Origin of the sequence: Comamonas sp. CMM02, from assembly GCF_014851485.1 — a bacterium.
GTDB classification, from domain to species: domain Bacteria; phylum Pseudomonadota; class Gammaproteobacteria; order Burkholderiales; family Burkholderiaceae_C; genus Comamonas; species Comamonas avium.
The window spans coordinates 156,996-175,016 of record NZ_JACUZW010000001.1 but is presented as its reverse complement, the minus strand read 5'-3'; the positions used below and the strand labels follow the sequence as shown (position 1 = coordinate 175,016).

The 18,021-nt window shown below is 60.4% G+C and carries 17 protein-coding genes; 11 read left to right on the top strand and 6 right to left on the bottom strand.

Annotated elements, in window-relative coordinates; all coding sequences use genetic code 11:
• Positions 1-104 precede the first annotated feature (104 nt).
• The gene (locus IB213_RS00835) at positions 105-398 is read left to right on the top strand and encodes a polyhydroxyalkanoic acid system family protein (RefSeq protein WP_192405089.1); all 294 of its coding nucleotides are present in this window, start codon (positions 105-107) and stop codon (positions 396-398) included.
• 151 nt (positions 399-549) lie between these two features.
• Here IB213_RS00835 and IB213_RS00830 read toward each other — a convergent pair whose 3' ends face one another.
• Entirely contained in the window at positions 550-804 is a 255-nt protein-coding gene (locus IB213_RS00830; protein ID WP_191722457.1) for an acyl-CoA-binding protein, read from the bottom strand.
• A gap of 145 nt (positions 805-949) precedes the next feature.
• Here IB213_RS00830 and IB213_RS00825 point away from each other — a divergent pair, with 145 nt between their 5' ends.
• The gene (locus IB213_RS00825; RefSeq protein WP_192405088.1) at positions 950-3,025 is read left to right on the top strand and encodes a molybdopterin-dependent oxidoreductase; all 2,076 of its coding nucleotides are present in this window, start codon (positions 950-952) and stop codon (positions 3,023-3,025) included.
• 6 nt (positions 3,026-3,031) lie between these two features.
• Here IB213_RS00825 and IB213_RS00820 read toward each other — a convergent pair whose 3' ends face one another.
• Complete coding sequence (locus IB213_RS00820) at positions 3,032-3,943, bottom strand: LysR family transcriptional regulator (protein WP_192405087.1); 912 nt, start codon at positions 3,941-3,943, stop codon at positions 3,032-3,034.
• 135 nt (positions 3,944-4,078) lie between these two features.
• On the opposite strand from IB213_RS00820, the gene IB213_RS00815 reads away from it, so the two are divergent.
• Both IB213_RS00815 and ycaC read left to right on the top strand, forming a co-directional pair.
• On the top strand, positions 4,079-4,981 hold the full coding sequence (locus IB213_RS00815) for a pirin family protein (RefSeq protein WP_192405086.1): 903 nt from the start codon (positions 4,079-4,081) through the stop codon (positions 4,979-4,981).
• Between the two features lie 110 nt (positions 4,982-5,091).
• Positions 5,092-5,721, top strand: a complete 630-nt coding sequence (ycaC, locus tag IB213_RS00810; RefSeq protein WP_192405085.1) for an isochorismate family cysteine hydrolase YcaC — start codon at positions 5,092-5,094, stop codon at positions 5,719-5,721.
• A 95-nt stretch (positions 5,722-5,816) separates the two neighbouring features.
• On the opposite strand, the gene IB213_RS00805 is transcribed toward ycaC, so the two are convergent.
• The gene (locus IB213_RS00805) at positions 5,817-6,200 is read right to left on the bottom strand and encodes a helix-turn-helix domain-containing protein (protein WP_192405084.1); all 384 of its coding nucleotides are present in this window, start codon (positions 6,198-6,200) and stop codon (positions 5,817-5,819) included.
• A gap of 168 nt (positions 6,201-6,368) precedes the next feature.
• On the opposite strand from IB213_RS00805, the gene IB213_RS00800 reads away from it, so the two are divergent.
• From IB213_RS00800 to IB213_RS00790, 3 genes are all read left to right on the top strand, one after another.
• Positions 6,369-7,376 (top strand): NAD(P)-dependent alcohol dehydrogenase, encoded by a 1,008-nt coding sequence (locus IB213_RS00800; protein ID WP_192405083.1) that lies wholly within the window; start codon positions 6,369-6,371, stop codon positions 7,374-7,376.
• Between the two features lie 166 nt (positions 7,377-7,542).
• Positions 7,543-9,237, top strand: a complete 1,695-nt coding sequence (locus IB213_RS00795) for an AarF/ABC1/UbiB kinase family protein (RefSeq protein ID WP_225560912.1) — start codon at positions 7,543-7,545, stop codon at positions 9,235-9,237.
• Positions 9,238-9,246: 9 nt separating this feature from the next.
• Entirely contained in the window at positions 9,247-10,323 is a 1,077-nt protein-coding gene (locus IB213_RS00790) for a DUF3108 domain-containing protein (protein ID WP_192405082.1), read from the top strand.
• A gap of 3 nt (positions 10,324-10,326) precedes the next feature.
• Here the strand turns inward: IB213_RS00790 and IB213_RS00785 are convergent, their stop codons facing one another.
• Together IB213_RS00785 and IB213_RS00780 are read right to left on the bottom strand one after the other, a co-directional pair.
• Positions 10,327-10,932 carry a cytochrome b gene (locus tag IB213_RS00785; protein ID WP_225560911.1) on the bottom strand — a complete coding sequence of 202 codons (606 nt, stop codon included), beginning with the start codon at positions 10,930-10,932 and terminating at the stop codon, positions 10,327-10,329.
• 207 nt (positions 10,933-11,139) lie between these two features.
• Positions 11,140-12,162, bottom strand: a complete 1,023-nt coding sequence (locus IB213_RS00780) for a fumarylacetoacetate hydrolase family protein (RefSeq protein ID WP_191722775.1) — start codon at positions 12,160-12,162, stop codon at positions 11,140-11,142.
• 126 nt (positions 12,163-12,288) lie between these two features.
• Here IB213_RS00780 and IB213_RS00775 point away from each other — a divergent pair, with 126 nt between their 5' ends.
• Both IB213_RS00775 and IB213_RS00770 read left to right on the top strand, forming a co-directional pair.
• Entirely contained in the window at positions 12,289-13,110 is an 822-nt protein-coding gene (locus IB213_RS00775; protein ID WP_191722450.1) for a DUF3108 domain-containing protein, read from the top strand.
• 164 nt (positions 13,111-13,274) lie between these two features.
• Positions 13,275-13,571 (top strand): DUF3567 domain-containing protein, encoded by a 297-nt coding sequence (locus IB213_RS00770; protein ID WP_191722449.1) that lies wholly within the window; start codon positions 13,275-13,277, stop codon positions 13,569-13,571.
• A gap of 65 nt (positions 13,572-13,636) precedes the next feature.
• Here the strand turns inward: IB213_RS00770 and IB213_RS00765 are convergent, their stop codons facing one another.
• On the bottom strand, positions 13,637-15,976 hold the full coding sequence (locus IB213_RS00765) for a bifunctional diguanylate cyclase/phosphodiesterase (protein WP_192405081.1): 2,340 nt from the start codon (positions 15,974-15,976) through the stop codon (positions 13,637-13,639).
• A gap of 53 nt (positions 15,977-16,029) precedes the next feature.
• Between IB213_RS00765 and purU the strand changes: the two genes are divergently transcribed.
• Together purU and IB213_RS00755 are read left to right on the top strand one after the other, a co-directional pair.
• Positions 16,030-16,878 carry a formyltetrahydrofolate deformylase gene (gene purU / locus IB213_RS00760; RefSeq protein WP_191722447.1) on the top strand — a complete coding sequence of 283 codons (849 nt, stop codon included), beginning with the start codon at positions 16,030-16,032 and terminating at the stop codon, positions 16,876-16,878.
• Between the two features lie 148 nt (positions 16,879-17,026).
• Positions 17,027-17,947, top strand: a complete 921-nt coding sequence (locus tag IB213_RS00755; protein ID WP_191722446.1) for a LysR substrate-binding domain-containing protein — start codon at positions 17,027-17,029, stop codon at positions 17,945-17,947.
• Positions 17,948-18,021: the final 74 nt, after the last annotated feature.

Here is an 18,021-nt window from a genome sequence, read left to right as displayed (position 1 = left end):
TTTCTGAAAAACCAAACCCCAAGTGTATTCAGCCCCCGGGCCTTCTAAAGCTTGCAGGACTTTTATGATTCACGCCCTTTCTGCAGTTTTCAAAGATTTGGCCCGTGTCTCACATCCTTATTGAACGCCAGCACACGCTGGGCTTACCCACCGCCCGTCAACATGCCCAGAGCTGGGCTGAAAAAGCGACGGCCAAATTTGGCGTGCAATGCCGTTATGAAGCGGGCGACGCGCACGACGTGCTGCACTTTGACGGCAACGGCATGCAAGGCTTGCTGCACGTCAGTGCCACCCAGCTCAAGCTGGAAGCTGAGCTGGGCTTTTTAGCAGCCATGTTTCAGGAAAAGATTGAAGCCAAGCTGCACGCGCAGTTTGATGAAATGCTGCAAGCTGCTTAAAAATATAGCTGCATGCGCTTGATACAAAACACTTTCAAAGTGTTTTGTATTTGAAAGTGTTTACTGATAAGCGCTAACAGCTACTTTATTCAAAGCATTAACAAAAACGGCAGCCAATGGGCTGCCGTTGTGCGTGGTGCGCAGGTCGCCATCAGCGCAGCGAGTTAATCAAATCAATGTATTGCTGCTTGGCGTCATCCAGCGAGGTGTCCTTGAGCTTTTCCCATGCATCCCACTTGGCACGGCCAACCATGTCGGTAAAGCTGGGCTTCTTGGCCTCGTTGTCACCCTCGGTGGCTTGCTTGTACAGCGCGTAAATCTTCAGCAACGTGGCGTTGTCCGGGCGCTCGCTGATGGAAGTGGAATTTTTGACGGCTTCTTCAAAAGTTGCGTTCAGATCCGACATGGGACAGGTCTCCTTATGGTTAGTGTGCGGACAGTGTAGCCAAAACACACATAAAAAGCACGGTCGTTCTAAACGTTTTCACATACCGTTTCGACGGTGCGGTGCAGCGCCGTCTCATAATGTTTCACCTCCTCACGATTGAGCCATGAACGCTGCTTTACACCGCACTGTGCTGGGTGCCTGCCCCCACGATTGCCCCGATACCTGCTCGCTCGTCACCACCGTGGTGGACGGCATTGCCACCCGCGTTCAAGGCAACCCCGACCACCCCATGACCGGTGGTGTGCTGTGCACCAAGGTCAGCAAATATGCCGAGCGCACCTACCACCCCGAACGGGTACTGACACCGCTCAGGCGCAGCGGCCCCAAGGGCAGCGGCCAGTTCACCCCCGTCAGCTGGGACGAGGCGCTACGCGATATTGCACAGCGCCTGCACAGCATTGCGCAGCAGCAGCCCGAAGCCATCCTGCCCTACAGCTATGCAGGCACCATGGGCATGGTGCAGGGTGAAAGCATGGATCGCCGGTTTTTCCACCAGCTCGGTGCCAGCCTGCTGGACCGTACCATCTGCGCCAGCGCAGGCAGTGAGGCGCTGGCGGCCACCTATGGCGGCAAGCTGGGTATGCGCGTGGAGTTTTTTGCCGAAAGCCAGCTGATCCTGATCTGGGGCAGCAACAGCATCAGCAGCAACCTGCACTTTTGGCGGCTGGCGCAGGAAGCCAAACGCAACGGCGCCAGACTGGTATGCATTGACCCGCGCAAGAGCGAAACAGCCGACAAATGCCACGAACACCTGCAGCTGCTGCCGGGCACCGATGCTGCCCTGGCATTGGCGCTGATGCACGAGCTGATCGTACACAACTGGCTGGACCACGACTACATCGCCCAGCACACGCTGGGCTGGGAAGCGCTTAAAGCCCGCGCCCTGCAATGGCCACCCGAGCGTGCGGCCCAGGTCTGCGGCCTGCCGGTCGAGCAAATCATCCAGCTGGCGCGTGACTACGGCACCACGCAAGCTGCCGCCATTCGCCTGAACTACGGCATGCAGCGCGTACGCGGTGGCGGCAATGCCGTGCGCGCCATTGCCTGCCTGCCTGCGCTGGTGGGGGCCTGGCGCCAGCGGGCCGGCGGACTGCTGCTGTCCAGCTCTGGTGTGTCGCCGTTCAACAGAGCCGCACTGCAAATGCCCCAGTTGCTGGGCACACGCCGCCCGCGCTTGCTGAACATGAGCACCATTGGCGACGTGCTGCTGCACCCCGGCGATGCGCAATGGGGACCGCAGGTGCAGGCCGTCGTGGTCTACAACAGCAACCCCGTGGCGGTTGCGCCAGAGTCGGCCAAGGTGGCCGCAGGCTTTGCGCGTGAAGACCTGTTTACGGTGGTGCTGGAGCATTTCATGACCGACACCGCCGACCATGCCGACTACGTGCTGCCCGCCACCACGCAGCTTGAGCACTGGGACATCCACGGCAGCTATGGCCACACCGATGTGCTGCTGAACCGCCCGGCGATTGCGCCGCAAGGTCAGGCGCGCAGCAATGCGCAGATTTTTCGTGATCTGGCCGCGCAGATGGCGTTGCGGCAGCCTGCCTACGCAGCGGCGCACTTCCAGGCCACGGATGAGGAGTTGTGCCGCTCCAGCGTTGCAAACACGGCCATTGATTTTGATGCCCTGTTGCACCACGGCTTTGCACACATTCCCGTGAAAGAGGCACCGTTTGCACACGGTGGCTTTGCCACGCCCTCGGGCAAGTGCGAGTTTGACAACCCGCAACTGGCGCGGCTGGGCATCAGCACCTTGCCGGACTATCTGCCCAACTACGAGCCACCCACCGCCAAGTTCCCGCTGGCCATGATTTCACCGCCAGCGCGCAACTTCCTCAACAGCACCTTCGCCAATGTAGCCAGCCTGCAGCGCATGGAGCAGCGCCCCCTGCTGGAGCTGCACCCCGATGATGCCGCTGCACGGGGCATTGCCGACGGTGATGTGCTGCGCGTATTCAACGACCGGGGCATGCACGTGTGCCACGCGGCCGTTAATGGCCGGGCACGGCCCGGCGTGGTAGTGGGGCTGGGCATCTGGTGGCGCAAGCACGGAGCCAACGGCACCAACGTCAATGAGCTGACCCACCAGCAGCTCACCGACATTGGCCGCGCCCCCTGTTTTTATGACTGCGCGGTGCAGGTAGAACGTATTACGCCGGCCACCGCACCGGCGTAGGCAACCTCAGTCTTCGGCCACCGCCTGAAACTGCTGGATCAGAAAATCCAGCAGCGCCCGCACCGCTGGCAATTGCCCCCGGCGCGATGCGTAGACCGCGTGGATGATCTCCGGGCGCGGTGCCCAGCCCGGCAGCACTTGCACCAGCGCTCCGCTGCGCAGCTCATCGCGCACAAACATGGTGGGCAACTGCACCACGCCCACACCCTGCAAAGCCGCATCACGCAGTGCCAGCATGGACTGCGTCACCAGCCTTGGCTGGTGACGCACTTCCGCCCGCTCCTGGTTGGGGCCTTGCAGCAGCCAGCGGTGTGTTTCCTGCGGCACACCCATCTCCAGACTGGGCCAGTGCGACAGGTCCATGGGCCCGCTGGCCTGGCCGCACTGCGCCAGCAGCGCCGGGCTGGTTACCAGACACTGGCCACGCTCTGCCAGGTTGCGCAGCACCAGATCACTGTCTTGCAGCGGTGGGGGGCGCACGCGAATGGCCAGGTCCAGCCCTTCGGCCACCACGTCTACACGGCGGTTGGTCTCATCCACCTGCAGCACCACACGCGGGTACAGCACCATGAAGGCCGCCAGCATGGGCCCCACGCGCGCTGACAGCAGCGCCACCGGGCAACTCATGCGCACCACGCCACACGGCTCGCTGTGGGTCATGGCCACCGATTCTTCAGCCGCCTCGGCTTCGGTCAGCATGGCGCGGCAATGTTCGTAGTAACGCTTGCCTACCTCTGTGACTGCAAAGCTGCGCGTGGAGCGCAACAGCAACTGCACGCCCAGCCGCTCTTCCAGCAAGGCCACCCGCCGGCTGAGTTTGGACTTGGGCATGCCCAAAGCACGCCCTGCGGGGGCAAAACCGCCGTGCTCTACCACCTGGGCGTAGTAGTACAGCTCATTGAGATCAGGCAACTTCATTGTTTCAAAAATAGAACTCTGCAGTAGATTTTTGCAGTCTACCGCAAACATCGTTCTGTTTTCATACTTGGCACCATGTTCAACACATCGCTGCAAGCCGCAAAGCCCAGCGATGGATTCCAAGGAGAAAAAGCCATGCTGAAGAAGATTCTGGGTGTCTACGAAGCCCCACGCCCCCACTGGGTGGGCAACGGCTTTCCTGTGCGTTCACTGTTCAGTTACGGCGATCACGGCAAAGCACTGAGCCCCTTCCTGCTGCTGGACCATGCAGGCCCCCACCACTTCACACCGACCACAGGCCGACGCGGCGTGGGCGCACACCCCCACCGCGGGTTTGAGACCGTGACCATCGTCTACGAAGGTGAGGTGACCCACCGTGACTCCACCGGCGCAGGCGGCACCATTGGCCCCGGCGATGTGCAGTGGATGACGGCGGCTTCGGGCATCTTGCATGAGGAGTTTCACTCTGAAGCCTATGCCCGCACGGGTGGCCCTTTCGAGATGGTGCAGCTGTGGGTCAACCTGCCAGCCAAAGACAAAATGTCTGCGCCTGGCTATCAGACCTTGCTGAACAGCGACATCCCTGAGCTCAACCTGCCCAATGGTGCAGGCACCGTGCGGGTGATTGCAGGCGATTACGGACAGGGCCATGGCCCCGCCAGGACCTTCACCCCCATCAATGTCTGGGATGTGCGGATCAAGGCTGGTGCCACGACCGAGCTGCAGGCCCCGCCCGGCCACACGCTGGCGCTGGTGGTGCTGCATGGCACCGTCTTGATCAACGGCACCGAGGTGGCCCGTGCGGGCCAGCTGGTGCACATGGACCGTGCAGCAGATACCGTGCACCTGGAGGCCAACAACGAAGTCGCGCTGTTGTGGCTGTCGGGTGAACCGATTGACGAACCTGTGGTGGGCCACGGCCCCTTCGTCATGAACACGGCCCAGGAAATCGACCAAGCCATGGACGATTTGCGCAGTGGTCAGTTTGGCCGGATACCTGCTGCAAAGCAGGGCCAGCCTGCTGAGCTGAACCACTAAACCCATGAGTGCGAGCCACACGCATGCATGGATCCACGCAGCGGGCGGGCAAACCGCCAGCCCACTGCGGCTTCTCTCTTTTTTCACCCCCTGCTACCTTGGAGATCACCATGAGCAACAAGCCTTACGTTCGCCTCGATAAAGACAATGCCGCCGTGCTGCTGGTCGACCACCAGACCGGACTGCTCTCGCTGGTGCGCGACATCGACCCCGACAAGTTCAAGAACAACGTGCTGGCACTGGCCGACATGGCTGAATACTTCAAGCTGCCGACCATTTTGACCACCAGTTTTGAAAACGGCCCCAACGGCCCTCTGGTGCCTGAGCTGAAAGAAAAATTCCCCTCTGCGCCCTACATCGCACGCCCAGGCCAGATCAACGCATGGGACAACGAAGACTTCGTCAAAGCCGTGAAAGCCACGGGCAAGAAGCAGCTCATCGTGGCCGGCGTGGTGACTGAAGTGTGTGTGAGTTTCCCTGTGCTGTCGGCACTGGAAGAAGGTTTTGACGTGTTCGTGATTGCCGATGCGTCGGGCACCTTCAACGAGATGACACAAAAAGCCGCATGGAGCCGCATGGAACAAGCCGGTGCCCAGCTCATGACCTGGTTTGGCGCAGCCTGCGAGCTGCACCGCGACTGGCGCAATGACGTGGAAGGCCTGGGCACACTGTTCTCCAACCACATCCCTGACTACCGCAACCTGATGCACGGCTACAGCGCGCTGACAGCAGGCAAGTAAGCGCAGCGCTGTCGTTGCGCATCCTCACAAAAAACCAGCAGCGCTGCATGCCTGCTGGTTTTTTTCATCATTGCTGGCAGTGACTGCCGCTGGGTTCAGACCGTTTCGTGTTCCAGCTCCTCGGCACAGCGGGCAACGGGCAAGGCATCGCCGTGCTCACGACCTCTGGCATAGGCCTCGCCCCAGTTGCGCATGGCCACCAGCACCGGCTGCAGCGAACGGCCCAGTTCGGTCAGTTCATAGTCCACCCGCGGAGGCACCTCGGCATGCACGGTGCGCAGCACAATGCCGGATGCCTCCAGCTCGCGCAGTTGCAAAGTGAGCATGCGCTGGGTAATGGAGCCAATCGTGCGGCTCAGTTCACTGAAGCGTTTTTTGCCGTGCAGCAGGTGAAACAAGATAACGGGCTTCCAGGTGCCCCCCATGACCGACAGCGTCACCTCTACAACGCAGCCGCTCTTGCTGTTTAAACGTTTCATGGTGGCCCCTTTGCAGTCATCATCATGCACAGCATCCTAGCGTCAGGCCCATGGCAGCGCATTACTTACATTTTTAATACTACCCAACAAATATGTTGGTTCTGGCGTATTACGCCGTTGCGTTGCACCATGCGAGGCATCCCTTACCCTTTTTCCTGAAAGATACGCATGAAAGCCATTCAACTGGCCGCCCCCGGCGGTTTGGAAAACCTGCAACTGGTAGAGCTGGCAGACGCCGCCGCACCCCAGGCCGGTGAGATTCAGGTGCGCATCCATGCCACATCGCTCAACTACCACGACCTGCTGGTCGTCAGCCGTCCCGGTGCCACAGAGCCCAACCGCATTCCTATGGCCGACGGTGCAGGCGTCGTCACCGCCGTTGGCACCGGTGTCACAGAATTTTCCGTGGGCGACCACGTGGTCTCCACTTTCTTTCCGCAGTGGCTCAGCAGCCGCCACGCACCCAGTGACTTTGCGCTGGTGCCCGGCGATGGCTGCGATGGTTTTGCGCGCGAAATGGTCACCCTGCCTGCCACCGCTTTCACGCTGGCACCCCAGGGCTACAGCCACGCACAAGCGGCCACACTGACCACCGCCGGCCTGACCGCATGGCGTGCACTGGTGGTCAATGGCAAGCTGCAGGCGGGCAACACCGTACTGGTGCTGGGCACGGGCGGCGTCTCCATCTTTGCGCTGCAAATGGCCAAAAGCATGGGCGCACGCGTCATTGCCACCACCTCCAGCGCCGCCAAGGCCGAACACCTGAAGGCCCTGGGCGCAGACGTGGTCATCAACTACGCCGAGACCCCCGAATGGGGCAACGCCGTACTGGCCGCCACCCAGGGGCGTGGTGCAGACATCGTGGTCGAGGTGGGTGGCCCCAACACCTTGCCGCAATCGATCCGCGCCTGCGCCGTGGGCGGGCACATTGCCCTGATTGGCGTGCTGACAGGCTTTGCAGGCAGCATTCCGACCGTGGAACTGATGGCCAAGCAGCAAACACTGCAGGGCTTGATTGTGGGCAGCCGCGAACAGCAACAAGACATGGTGCGTGCGCTGGAGCGCTTTGACTGGAAGCCGGTGATTGACAGCAGCTACCCGCTGGCCCAGATCACCGAGGCCTTTGCCCACCAGCAGGCAGGCAAGCACTTTGGCAAGATCTGCCTGACTTACTAATGCATAAAAGGAGCAGCCTGCGCTTTATTTACCAGCACTTCAGATACAAAAGTATCTGAAAATCAATGAATACAAGCGATATAAGCTCATTTTTTTATAGTCTCCTTCATCAAACCCACGGCCCTGTCCGTGGGTTTATGCTTTTGGCTTGCCTTCAGGAGATGCCATGGCCATGTTGCACACTGCGGTGGTTGCCGTCCGAGACCGCGCCCGCTTACAAGAAATTGTGGGAACGCTGCTGCGTTTTGGGCTGGCTGACGTGGTGCAATCGCTGGGTCTTTCGCGCTGGGCACAGTGGCGCACCAGCAATGCCCACCGCGCGGCCAATGAAGACGCCGACCACCCCATCGCCCAGGCCAGCCGCCCCGAGCGCGTGCGCATGGCGATTGAGTCGCTGGGGCCCACCTTCGTCAAACTGGGGCAAATTTTGGCCACCCGCTCTGACCTGCTGCCCACTGAATGGACACAGGCGCTGGAGCAATTGCACAACCAGGCCACGCCCCTGTCCTGGGAGGTCATGCGCCCGCACATCGAAGCCCAGCTGGGGCAGCCCATTGCGCAGGTTTTCACGCGTTTTGACACCACGCCGCTGGCCGCTGCCTCTATCGCTCAGGTCTACCGCGCACAGGTGCAGCGCCCCGACGGATCATTGCGTGAAGTCGTGGTTAAAGTGCAGCGCCCCAGCATTCGTGCGGGTCTGGAGGCCGATGCCCGTCTACTGCGCCACGTGGCCACCATGGTCGAAGAAAGCTTTCCGCAGCTTGAGCGTTACCGCCCCGTGGCCGTTGCCCGGCAGGTGGGAGAGGCGTTACAGGAGGAGCTGGACTTCACCATCGAAGGCCGCAACAACGAACTGGTGGCACGGGCCTTTTTGCAGCAGCCCGATATTGTCATTCCACGCATTGCGTGGGACTTGAGCACCCCCGAGCTGCTGGTGCAAGACTGGCTGGATGGTGTACCCGCCAACCAGGCAACGCTGGACACGCGCTTTCACGGCGCCTTGCTGGCGCAGCGTGGGGCGCACGCCTTTTTGCACATGGTGCTGCGCGATGGGCTGTTTCACGCCGATCCACACCCTGGCAATGTATTTGCGCTGCAGGGCAACCGCGTCGGTTTTCTGGACTTTGGGCTGGTAGGCCATCTGTCACCCCACCGGCGCGATCAGTTTCTGGTGCTGCTGCGCGCCATGGTGGAGGGCGATGCCGATGGCCTGGTCATGGTGCTGCTGGAATGGACTGGCGACGTGCGCATCGACATTGCCCTGATGGAATCGGCCGTGGAGCGCTACATTGCCCGGCGCGACAATGGCCCGCTGAAACTGGGTGACTCCATCAAGGAGTTCATGGATCTGGCACGCGAGGCCCAAATCTCCATGCCCTCGGATATGGCCTTGCTGTTCAAGGCGCTGATCACTGCCGACCGCGTGCTGCTGCAGCTGGACCCGAACTTTGACGTCGTCGCCACCGCAAAGCCGCTGGTGCAAGAGCAGCTGCGCGCACGCTACCACCCCAGGCGACTGCTGCGCGAGCAACGTGCCGCCACCATGCAGATGTTTGAAATGGCAGCCGATGCCCCCAAAACGCTGCGCCTGCTGATGTACCGCCTCAAGCAAGGACGCATCGGTGTCGACATGGAGGTGCGCCACCTGCACCGCGTCTCTGTGGCGCTGGAGCGTGCGGCCACCCGCCTGTCACTGGCCGTAGTGGCGGGGGCCTTCATCTTGGGCATTGGCCCCACATTGCTGTCCTGGAATGTGCGCGTGTTTGGCATTCCCCTCTTCCCGGTGCTGGGGGGCCTGGGTGCCGTCATCAGCCTGGCAGTCCTGGTGATGACCATGCGCAGACAGCGAGCGCTCGATTAAGCTGCACGCATGCGTCTTCGCCTTGTTTTCAGTGTGACGGCTTTGGTGGTGGCAGCGCACTGGGTGGTGCTGTTTGGCAACATCCATCTACCCCCCATCACCGCCGCGTTCACACCCGATGCACCCCAGCGTCTGCACACCATCTGGGTACAGCCCACCCCCGCCGCACCGCCTGCACCACAGGTGCAGGCAGCTGGCCAGACCACACCCCAAAAACCCATCGCCCCCCGCCGCCCACCTGCAGCGCCTGCCGCTGCGTTAACTGCTGCGCCACGGGCCACTGACGCCACACCTGCCCCCCCCGTGGCGGAGACAGAAACGCCAGCCGTGGCAGCTGACGCAGCCAACGCACAGGCCATGGTACCTGCCGCTGCACCGACCCAGCCACAGGGCCCCAGCCTGCAAGTGCGCAATGCAGCTGACATGCCCGTCACCATGGTGCTGCCCCCTGACGGTTCTGCCCTGACCCAGCACATGGAGCTGCGCTTCAAGGTGGAGGGTTTTGTCAAAGGCATGCAATACCACGCCAACGCCCAGCTGCAATGGCAAACCGATGGCCACACCTACCAAGCCAGGCAATCGATCAGCGCCTTTTTGCTGGGCTCACTCGAACAAACCAGCACGGGCTTGCTCACCCCCCAAGGACTGCAACCCTTGCAGTTTGTGGATCGCCGCCTGACCAAGCGCCGCACAGTCAATCTGGACTGGACTGCGCAGCAGGCCTTGTTTGAGCCTGAACGCACCCCCGCGCCAATTGGCCCAGGCACCCAAGACCGGCTGAGTGTGTTTTTGCAATTGGCCAGCATGCTGCAGGCCATGCCCGACTTGCGCGCACCCGGCACACGCATCGACATTCCCACACTGGGTGCGCGGCGCATGCAAATATGGTCGTTTGTGGTGGAAGGCCAGGCGCAGCTGGAGCTGCCTGACGGCCCTGTGCCCACGCTGCGCCTGCACCGCCTGCCCCAGGCCGGTGACGATGAAACAGCCCAGTTGTGGCTGAACCCCGCGCTGGGCTATGTGCCCGTGCGCATGCACATGAAAGAGAGCAACGGGGATGTGATGGATTTGACGCTCAAGCCTTGAGGTTCAGGGCTGCATGCGCCCCAGCATGCGCTGCGCCACATCGTCTTTCCAGAGATAGCGGTGCACCAGCACCATCAGCATGTGGCCAATGATCAAGGCCAGCAACGCCCAGCCCAGCAACCCATGCACAGCGCTGGCCGGAGCCACCATCCACTCCACTTTTTCACCCAGCCCGTCGTTCAGAGGAATAACGCCAAACCAGCTGAAGGGCCGGTTGTTGCCCAGCATGCGCAGCATGGCCAAGAAAGGCACGACCAGCATCAAGGCGTACAAAGCCAGATGCCCCAGCCCTGCAGCGGCCCCCATCACCCCTGCGCCATGGCGTGGACGGCGCCCCTTATTGGCCCAGCCCCACAGGCAGCGCAGCACCGCCAGTACCAGCAACAGCAAACCCACGTGTGCATGCGCACCTGCCAGCACCGATGTGAGGGCCGCGTCCTTGCCCAGCGTGACTTTGGCCACCATGCCTGCAAACTGCCACACAAGCAGCAATGCCATGGCCCAATGCAAGCCACGGCTGATCAGGCCAAAGCGCTGTGGTGTATCGCGCCACACACTGGCCGCAGTGGGCAAAGGGTGCATGGCCGGACGCTCAGACATAGGGGACATCACAATGCTCCTCGTTGAAAAAACTGCTCGGCCGCGCGGCCAAAAGTGGCACACAGCACGCCTCACGCAGCGCCCAGTGCCACAAAGCAACCTGGCCATCAGCACCCATGGCACCTTGCTCTGCTCTACCTGAGCGTTGACGCAACCAAAAATAGCGCGTTTCGTGTGGACTGCGCAAGCACCAGGCGTCCGTTGGATGGCAGCGAATTACGCACTGCTGCCATCACCCTGGGGCGAAACAATGGTCTGGTCAATCGCACCAAAGATGCTGAGCCCGTCCTTGCCCTTCATTTCAATGCGTACCGTGTCGCCAAACTGCAGATAGGCCGTGCTGGCTGCCCCGCTTTGCTGCAGCTCCATGGCACGTTTTTCAGCAATGCAGTGGTAGCCCCGTGGCCAGTCCATGCGCTGGTTTTGCCCTTTGCCGCTGACCACGCCCTGGTTGCTGACCACCCCTGCTCCCACAATGGCTCCTGCATACAGCGCGCGGGTTTTGGCAATGTGGGCCACCAGTTGTCCAAAGTGAAACGTCATATCTTCCCCCGCTTCGCACATGCCCACTTTGCGGCCATTGCAGCTACTGTGCAAAGGCAGATGTATGCGGCCACCGCGCCAGGCATCGCCCAGTTCATCCACCGTCACGGCCACGGGGCTAAAGCCCGTTGCAGGCCAGCTTTGCAGATGGCTCCATGGCTGTGCTGGGGCACTGGGCATGAGGTGGCGCAGACTCAGTGTATTGCTCAGCATGAGCAGACGAATGGCATGCAGCGCCTGCTCTGGCGAGCTACCCATAGGCACATCCCCCGTAATGGCCGCCAGCCCCGCACCAAAGTCGATGCCCATCGCCGCACTGCCGACCACGGCTTCATCGCATGGGCCCATCAAGCTGTCGCCCGCGCCTTGGCGCATCAGAGGCTCTGTCGTGCTCAAGGGCCATTGTGGCTGGGTTAATGCCAGATGACACGGGTAAGCGGCGGCCTCTGCCCATTGGTGTGCACGCGGCAGTGCAGCCATGCACTGCGTGGCATCGAACGCAAACGCATGGGGCGCACGGCCTGTGTTGAGCTGGTGGTAGAGGTCTTGCAGCTGCGGGGCCATGAAGCTCCAGTCATCCAGCACCTGCTGCATGCGTGAAGCAATACCCGTGGCGTAATGAGCGAACCGCAGGTCACGCGAGACCACAATCAGTTGTCCATCGCGAGAGCCGTCTTTGTAAGTGGCGAGTTTCATGAGCAAAGAGGTGTAGGCGCTAAGGCCATATGGCAGCGACATTCAACTGCTGCTGCCAAAATAGAAGAACTGGCGTGAACTGTTATCCACAGTTCACGTGTATGCCACAAATTCTAAGGTTCGCCCATGCCATTGCGCCCCTCAGTTTTCACCATTGCACTGCGCAATGCCCAAACCAGTCTGCCGCTGGCCCTTGCCTTGATACTGGGCATGTCAGCCACCGCCTCATACGCGCAGAGCACCACAGCGCCCATCGAAGTGCGCACAGCGCAAGGTCAACGGGCCAAAGCACCTCTTGCCTGGCGCGCCCCGGATGCCGCACGACTGCAATTTACCGTGCAAGGCAAGTACAAAGGCATGCCGTATCAAACCAAGGCGCAGATCGACTGGCTGCCACAGGGGCAGCGTTATGAGGCTGCACAAGAAGTGCAGATACCCATCGTTGGCAGCCGTCGCCAATCGAGCGTGGGCACCATCGGCCCCACCGGCCTGTTGCCAGAAATTTTTATAGACCGCGCCCGCAAAGAAAACAGCGCCACCTTTGATGCCAAGGCCGGGCAGATTCTTTTTAGTCGGGGCAACGAGCCTGCTGCATGGGTGCGCGGCACCCAAGATCGCATGAGCGTGTTCTTTCAAGTGGCAGGCATGATTGCAGCGGCTCCACAGCGCTATCCACAAGGCACCAAGATCACCATTCAGGCTGCCAGCAGCAGCCGCGTAGCCCCATGGACGTTTACAGTGCGTGGCACCGAAAACCTGCAACTGCCTGCAGGGCGCATGCAGGCCCTCAAGCTGGAGCACAGCTCGGACAGCAGCGCTGAAGACAACCTGCAGTCTGCCCTGTGGCTGGCCCCCGGGCTGCAGTATCTGCCTGTACGCATCCGCATGCAGGAAGACGGCGGCCGCGATGAACTGGACCTGAAGCTGCAGTCCCACACCAAGCCCTAAGCTCTGCTGACGGTGCCCCCCTGTGCAGTTTTCACTTTCATGGAATACTCACAGTGCACGATAAACCGTCATGCACCTTGAAACGCTCTGCTTAGCACCCATCTGACATCACCTGGGATGCCCCAGCGCCAGAAACGCAACGCAGGCAAGGAAGGAGGACCACCATGCAAATGCTTTATGACTCGGATTCTTTTGTGGTGCTCCATCTCAAACCCGATTTGGGTCTGCCCACACAAGTGACACTGGCTGACGGTGAAACCCCCGCACCAGCACTGCCCCGCCACGGTTTTGAAATTGTGGACAAACGTTCGGGCAAAGAGGTGTATCTGGATGGTTCCTGGGCAGAAATGTTTCAGCTCATCATCCAGGAGTGGCAGCGAGAGTCGCCCAGCGAAGAGGAAGTCGAAGACATCCTGGAGCGTTATGCGCAATTGGCGCAGAACCCCGTCTTGATCCACTGATACGCAGCCAGTCTGCAAAAAAAGAGGCCCTGGAAGGCCTCTTTTTTTTGAGCCCATGTGCGGTCTCAAATTTCAAATATTTCAGCCCCTGGCCCTTGCTGCATGAGGCGCTGTGCTTCACCGCGCAACAGCTTCTCAAAATCTGTCGCAGCCATGGGTTTGCTGCAAAAGTAACCCTGGTAGAAATTGCAGCCGTGCTGGCGCAGGAACTCCAGCTGCGCCGCGGTCTCCACCCCCTCGGCCAGAACCTCCATGCCCATGCTCTGCCCCATGGCAATCACGGCATGGCTGATCGCCATATCGTCAGCACTTTGAGGAATGTCGCGAATGAAACTCTGATCGATCTTGAGCAGATCGATGGGAAAACGCTTGAGGTGTGCCAGCGATGAGTAGCCGGTGCCAAAGTCATCAATCGCCAGGCGCAAGCCCAGGTTCTTCAAGTTGCGCAGCACCACCAGCGCTTCATCTGGGCGCTCTGCCAGTGCGCTTTCTGTGATTTCCAGCTCCAGACACTCTGCAGGCAGGCCCGAGCGCTCCAGCGCCTTGCGCGTGCAGCCGACAATATCGGTCAGCAGAAACTGGTGCAGCGACACATTGACCGCCACAGAGATGGCGGGCAAGCCCTGATCCCGCCACGACTGCGCCTGGCAGCATGCCTGCTCCAGCCCCCAGGCACCCAGCGGGCCAATCAAGCCAGAGGTTTCCGCCACAGGGATAAAGCGCCCCGGTGAGATCATGCCTTCTACCGGATCGAACCAGCGCATCAGGGCCTCGCAGCCAATGATGCTGCCTGAGGCGATATCAATTTGCGGCTGGTAAAACAGTTGCAGATGCCCTTGCGCCAAGGCGTTGCGCAGGCGTGACTCCAGCGCTATGCGCTCACGGGCGGCCAGCGTCATGTTTTCGCTGAAGAAACACCACAGATTGCTGCCGCCCTTGCCCTCTTTGGCACCATACACAGCCGCATGTGCGCCCTGCACCAAAGACGCAGCATTTTGCGCATGCTGCGGGTAGCAGCAAATGCCGGCACTCACGCTCACCACCACGGCAAAACCATCGGGGGATTTCCATGGCTGGCCTGCCGCCTGAATCAGTGACTCGGCGATAGCTGAAGCGTCTTCAGGACGACTCAGATGGCGCGCCAGGACAACAATTTCATCACCGGCCATGCGCGCAATGGCATCACCGGGGCGCAATGCCGTTTGCATCTGCCGGGCGGCATGGCGCAGCACCTCATCGCCCACGGCATGGCCATAGCTGTCATTGACGTCCTTGAACCGATCCAGATTCAGCAAAATCACGGCCATGTTTTCACCACGGCCATCGGCAGACTCGACCAGTCGTGTGAGCTCATGCACAAACCATGTGCGATTGGACAGGCCCGTCAACGCATCACTGTGTGCCATGACCTGCAACTGGTGCTCACGCTCTTTCTCTTGCGAGATATCGGTAAACATGCACACGTAATGCGTTGTCTTGCCGCACGCGTCGTGCACTGCATTCAAGGACATGCGCTCGGGGAAAACTTCCCCGTTCTTGCGTTTGTTCCAGATCTCTCCGCGCCAGTGGCCTGTGCGGTGCAGGCTGTCCCACATGTCGTCGTAAAAGGCTTTCTCGTGCTTGCCAGACTTGAATTCCGAAGGACGCTTGCCAATCAACTCTGAGGGTTCGTACCCCAGCAGACGAGAAAATGCGGCATTGGTCGACAAAATATTGCTGTGTGCATCGGTCACCACAATGCCTTCGGCCGTGTTGTCCACCACCGTGGCCGCCAAGCGCAGGCGCTCTTCTTCCTGACGCTGCTGGGTTTTGTCCGAAATGATGCCGGAAAAGCGCACAGGCTTGCCCAGTGCATCCAGATGGCGAGCGCCACGCGCTTCAAACCAGCGGTACTCGCCATCAAAGCCCAGTACACGGGCCGTCACTACAAACGGGCATCCGGTCTTCAAAGTCAGGCGGGCTTGCTTGCGCACCATCTCCCGGTCTTCCGGGTGAATGCGGGAGCGGAAACGAAAGTCACGCGCGAAATCAGCGCCCTCGTAGCGCATCATGCTGGCGACGCCCTGAGAGAAGGTGTGACGCAGGTGCTCCAGATCCCAGTCCCACATGCCGCTGCCATCCAGTGCCAGGCTCAGCTGCTCTTCACTCTTGACCAGATCGTTGCGTGCAGCCACGCGGCGCTGCTCAGCACGCCGGGTCTGGTGCAACAGCCAGCCGGCATAGCAGCCAGAGACCAGTACAAATATGTAATCCTGTGCACGCAGCAGCACGACATAAAGCTCGCGGTCCTCCACCAGCTGCGCCAGCACGACATTACCCGTACTAAACCACAGCACTCCTGCTGCCAAATACAGCACCAAGGCACGCCAAGGCGCCAGATGCGGCACAGAGCCCTCGTGTTGCATGTATTCCCTCAAATCCCATTGAACCCCGGCCATGCTGCGACAATTGCCGTGCTATGACCCAAGCCTATATCCTTACTCTATCCTGCCCAGACCGCCGTGGCCTGGTGCATGCTGTCTCTGGTTTCTTGCTGGAGCAAGGCGCCAACATTGAAGAAGCCTCGCAGTTCAACGACAGTGCCACGGGCCTGTTTTTCATGCGGGTCCAGTTCGCCTGTGACAGCGCTGACATTGCAGCCCTCAAGGAAGCCACCGCCACCATGGCTGCCACCTATGGCATGAAATGGGGCCTGCACTCCATTGCCGAACGCATGAAGACCGTTCTCATGGTCAGCCGCCAAGGCCACTGCCTGAACGACTTGCTGTTCCGCTGGAAATCTGGTCAGCTGCCTGTCGATATCAAAGCCATCATCAGCAACCACCGCGACTTTTACCAACTCGCGGCCAGCTACAACATTCCCTTCCATCACATTCCTGTGACGGCAGCCACCAAAGCCCAAGCCGAAGCAAAACAGTTTGAGATTATCGAGGCTGAAGGTGCCGAGCTTGTGATTCTGGCGCGTTATATGCAAGTACTTTCCAATGACTTGTGTCAAAAACTAGCAGGACGTGCCATCAATATTCACCACAGTTTCCTGCCCAGCTTCAAAGGTGCCAAGCCTTACTATCAGGCGCATGATCGCGGAGTGAAGCTGATTGGTGCTACGGCCCACTATGTGACCGCCGATCTGGACGAAGGCCCGATCATCGAACAAGACGTGGCGCGTGCAGACCATACAGACACCGTGGATGACCTGACCACTCGCGGCCAGGACACCGAAAGCCAGGTACTGGCCCGCGCCGTGAAGTGGCACAGCGAGCGCCGCGTCATTTTGAACGGCCACAAAACCGTTGTGTTCCGCTGATCACGCACCGCTCACAAAGAAAAAGCATCAAGCGCTTGTTGTATCTTACTTTCAGAGTGATTACATTATGAAAACAAATACCAGCAAGTGCTTTTTGCTTTTAAAAGCATAGCTTTTGCGATTTTCCCCCTCGACCGCCAAAAGCCCCATGTCAAGCCCACGCAACAACGGCCAGCGCCCCACCCGTTTTTTTGACAGCCGTTCGGCCCGGCGCATTCCGCCTATCCAATGCCTGCTGACCTTTGAAGCCCTGGCCCGCTTGCGCAGCGTGACGCAAACGGCTGAAGAGCTCAACGTCACCCCCAGTGCGGTCAGCCACCGCATGCGTCAGCTCGAGCAGGTGCTGGGCACACTGCTGTTTGGCCGCACCGATTTTTCGCTCACCTCTGACGGGCAGAACTACCTGCAGCAAGTGCGCGAAGGTCTTGGAGCTTTGCAGTGCTTTCCCAATCACCCGGTGACAACGGGCCGCGCACGGCTCAAGATTGCGGTCACTCCTACATTTGCACGTTGCATGCTGATACCGCGCCTGGCGCAGTTCACCGAGGCATACCCGGAAATTGACCTCACCTTGCAAGTCGCCATTCCGCTGCTGGATGTGGTGGCTGAAGACGCCGACCTGATGGTGCGCTACGGCCCCGGCCACTATGCCGACGTGGAACACCGCGAAATTGCCCGCGATGTGTACACCCCGCTGGCATCGCCCGCCTTTCTGCGCCAGCATGGCCCGGTTGAAAAGCCTGAAGACCTGATGGAGCTGCCCCTGCTGCGCAGCCCGCTGGAGTCGTGGCGCCCCTGGTTCCAGGCCGCCGGGCTGGATTGGGCAGAGCCTACCGAAGGCTCACAGTTCAATGACGTAGGTTTGCTGTGCGATGCGGCAGCCGCCGGATTAGGTGTTGCCCCCGTGCGGCTCAAACTGGGGGCACCCTGGCTGGACAACGGCACGCTGGTGCGCATGTTTGACCTGGACGTAGAGAGCCAGCATGCCCACTACCTCTGCTGGCGCACCGGCACCATGGACCGCTGGGAATGCCAGGCCTTTGCCGAATGGCTGGCCAAAACGATGTGATCTGCCGGTACGCCCACCTCGCAGCAAAGGGCTTGCCGCGGCAGGCAGGCCGCTTTGAGCACAATATCCAGCGG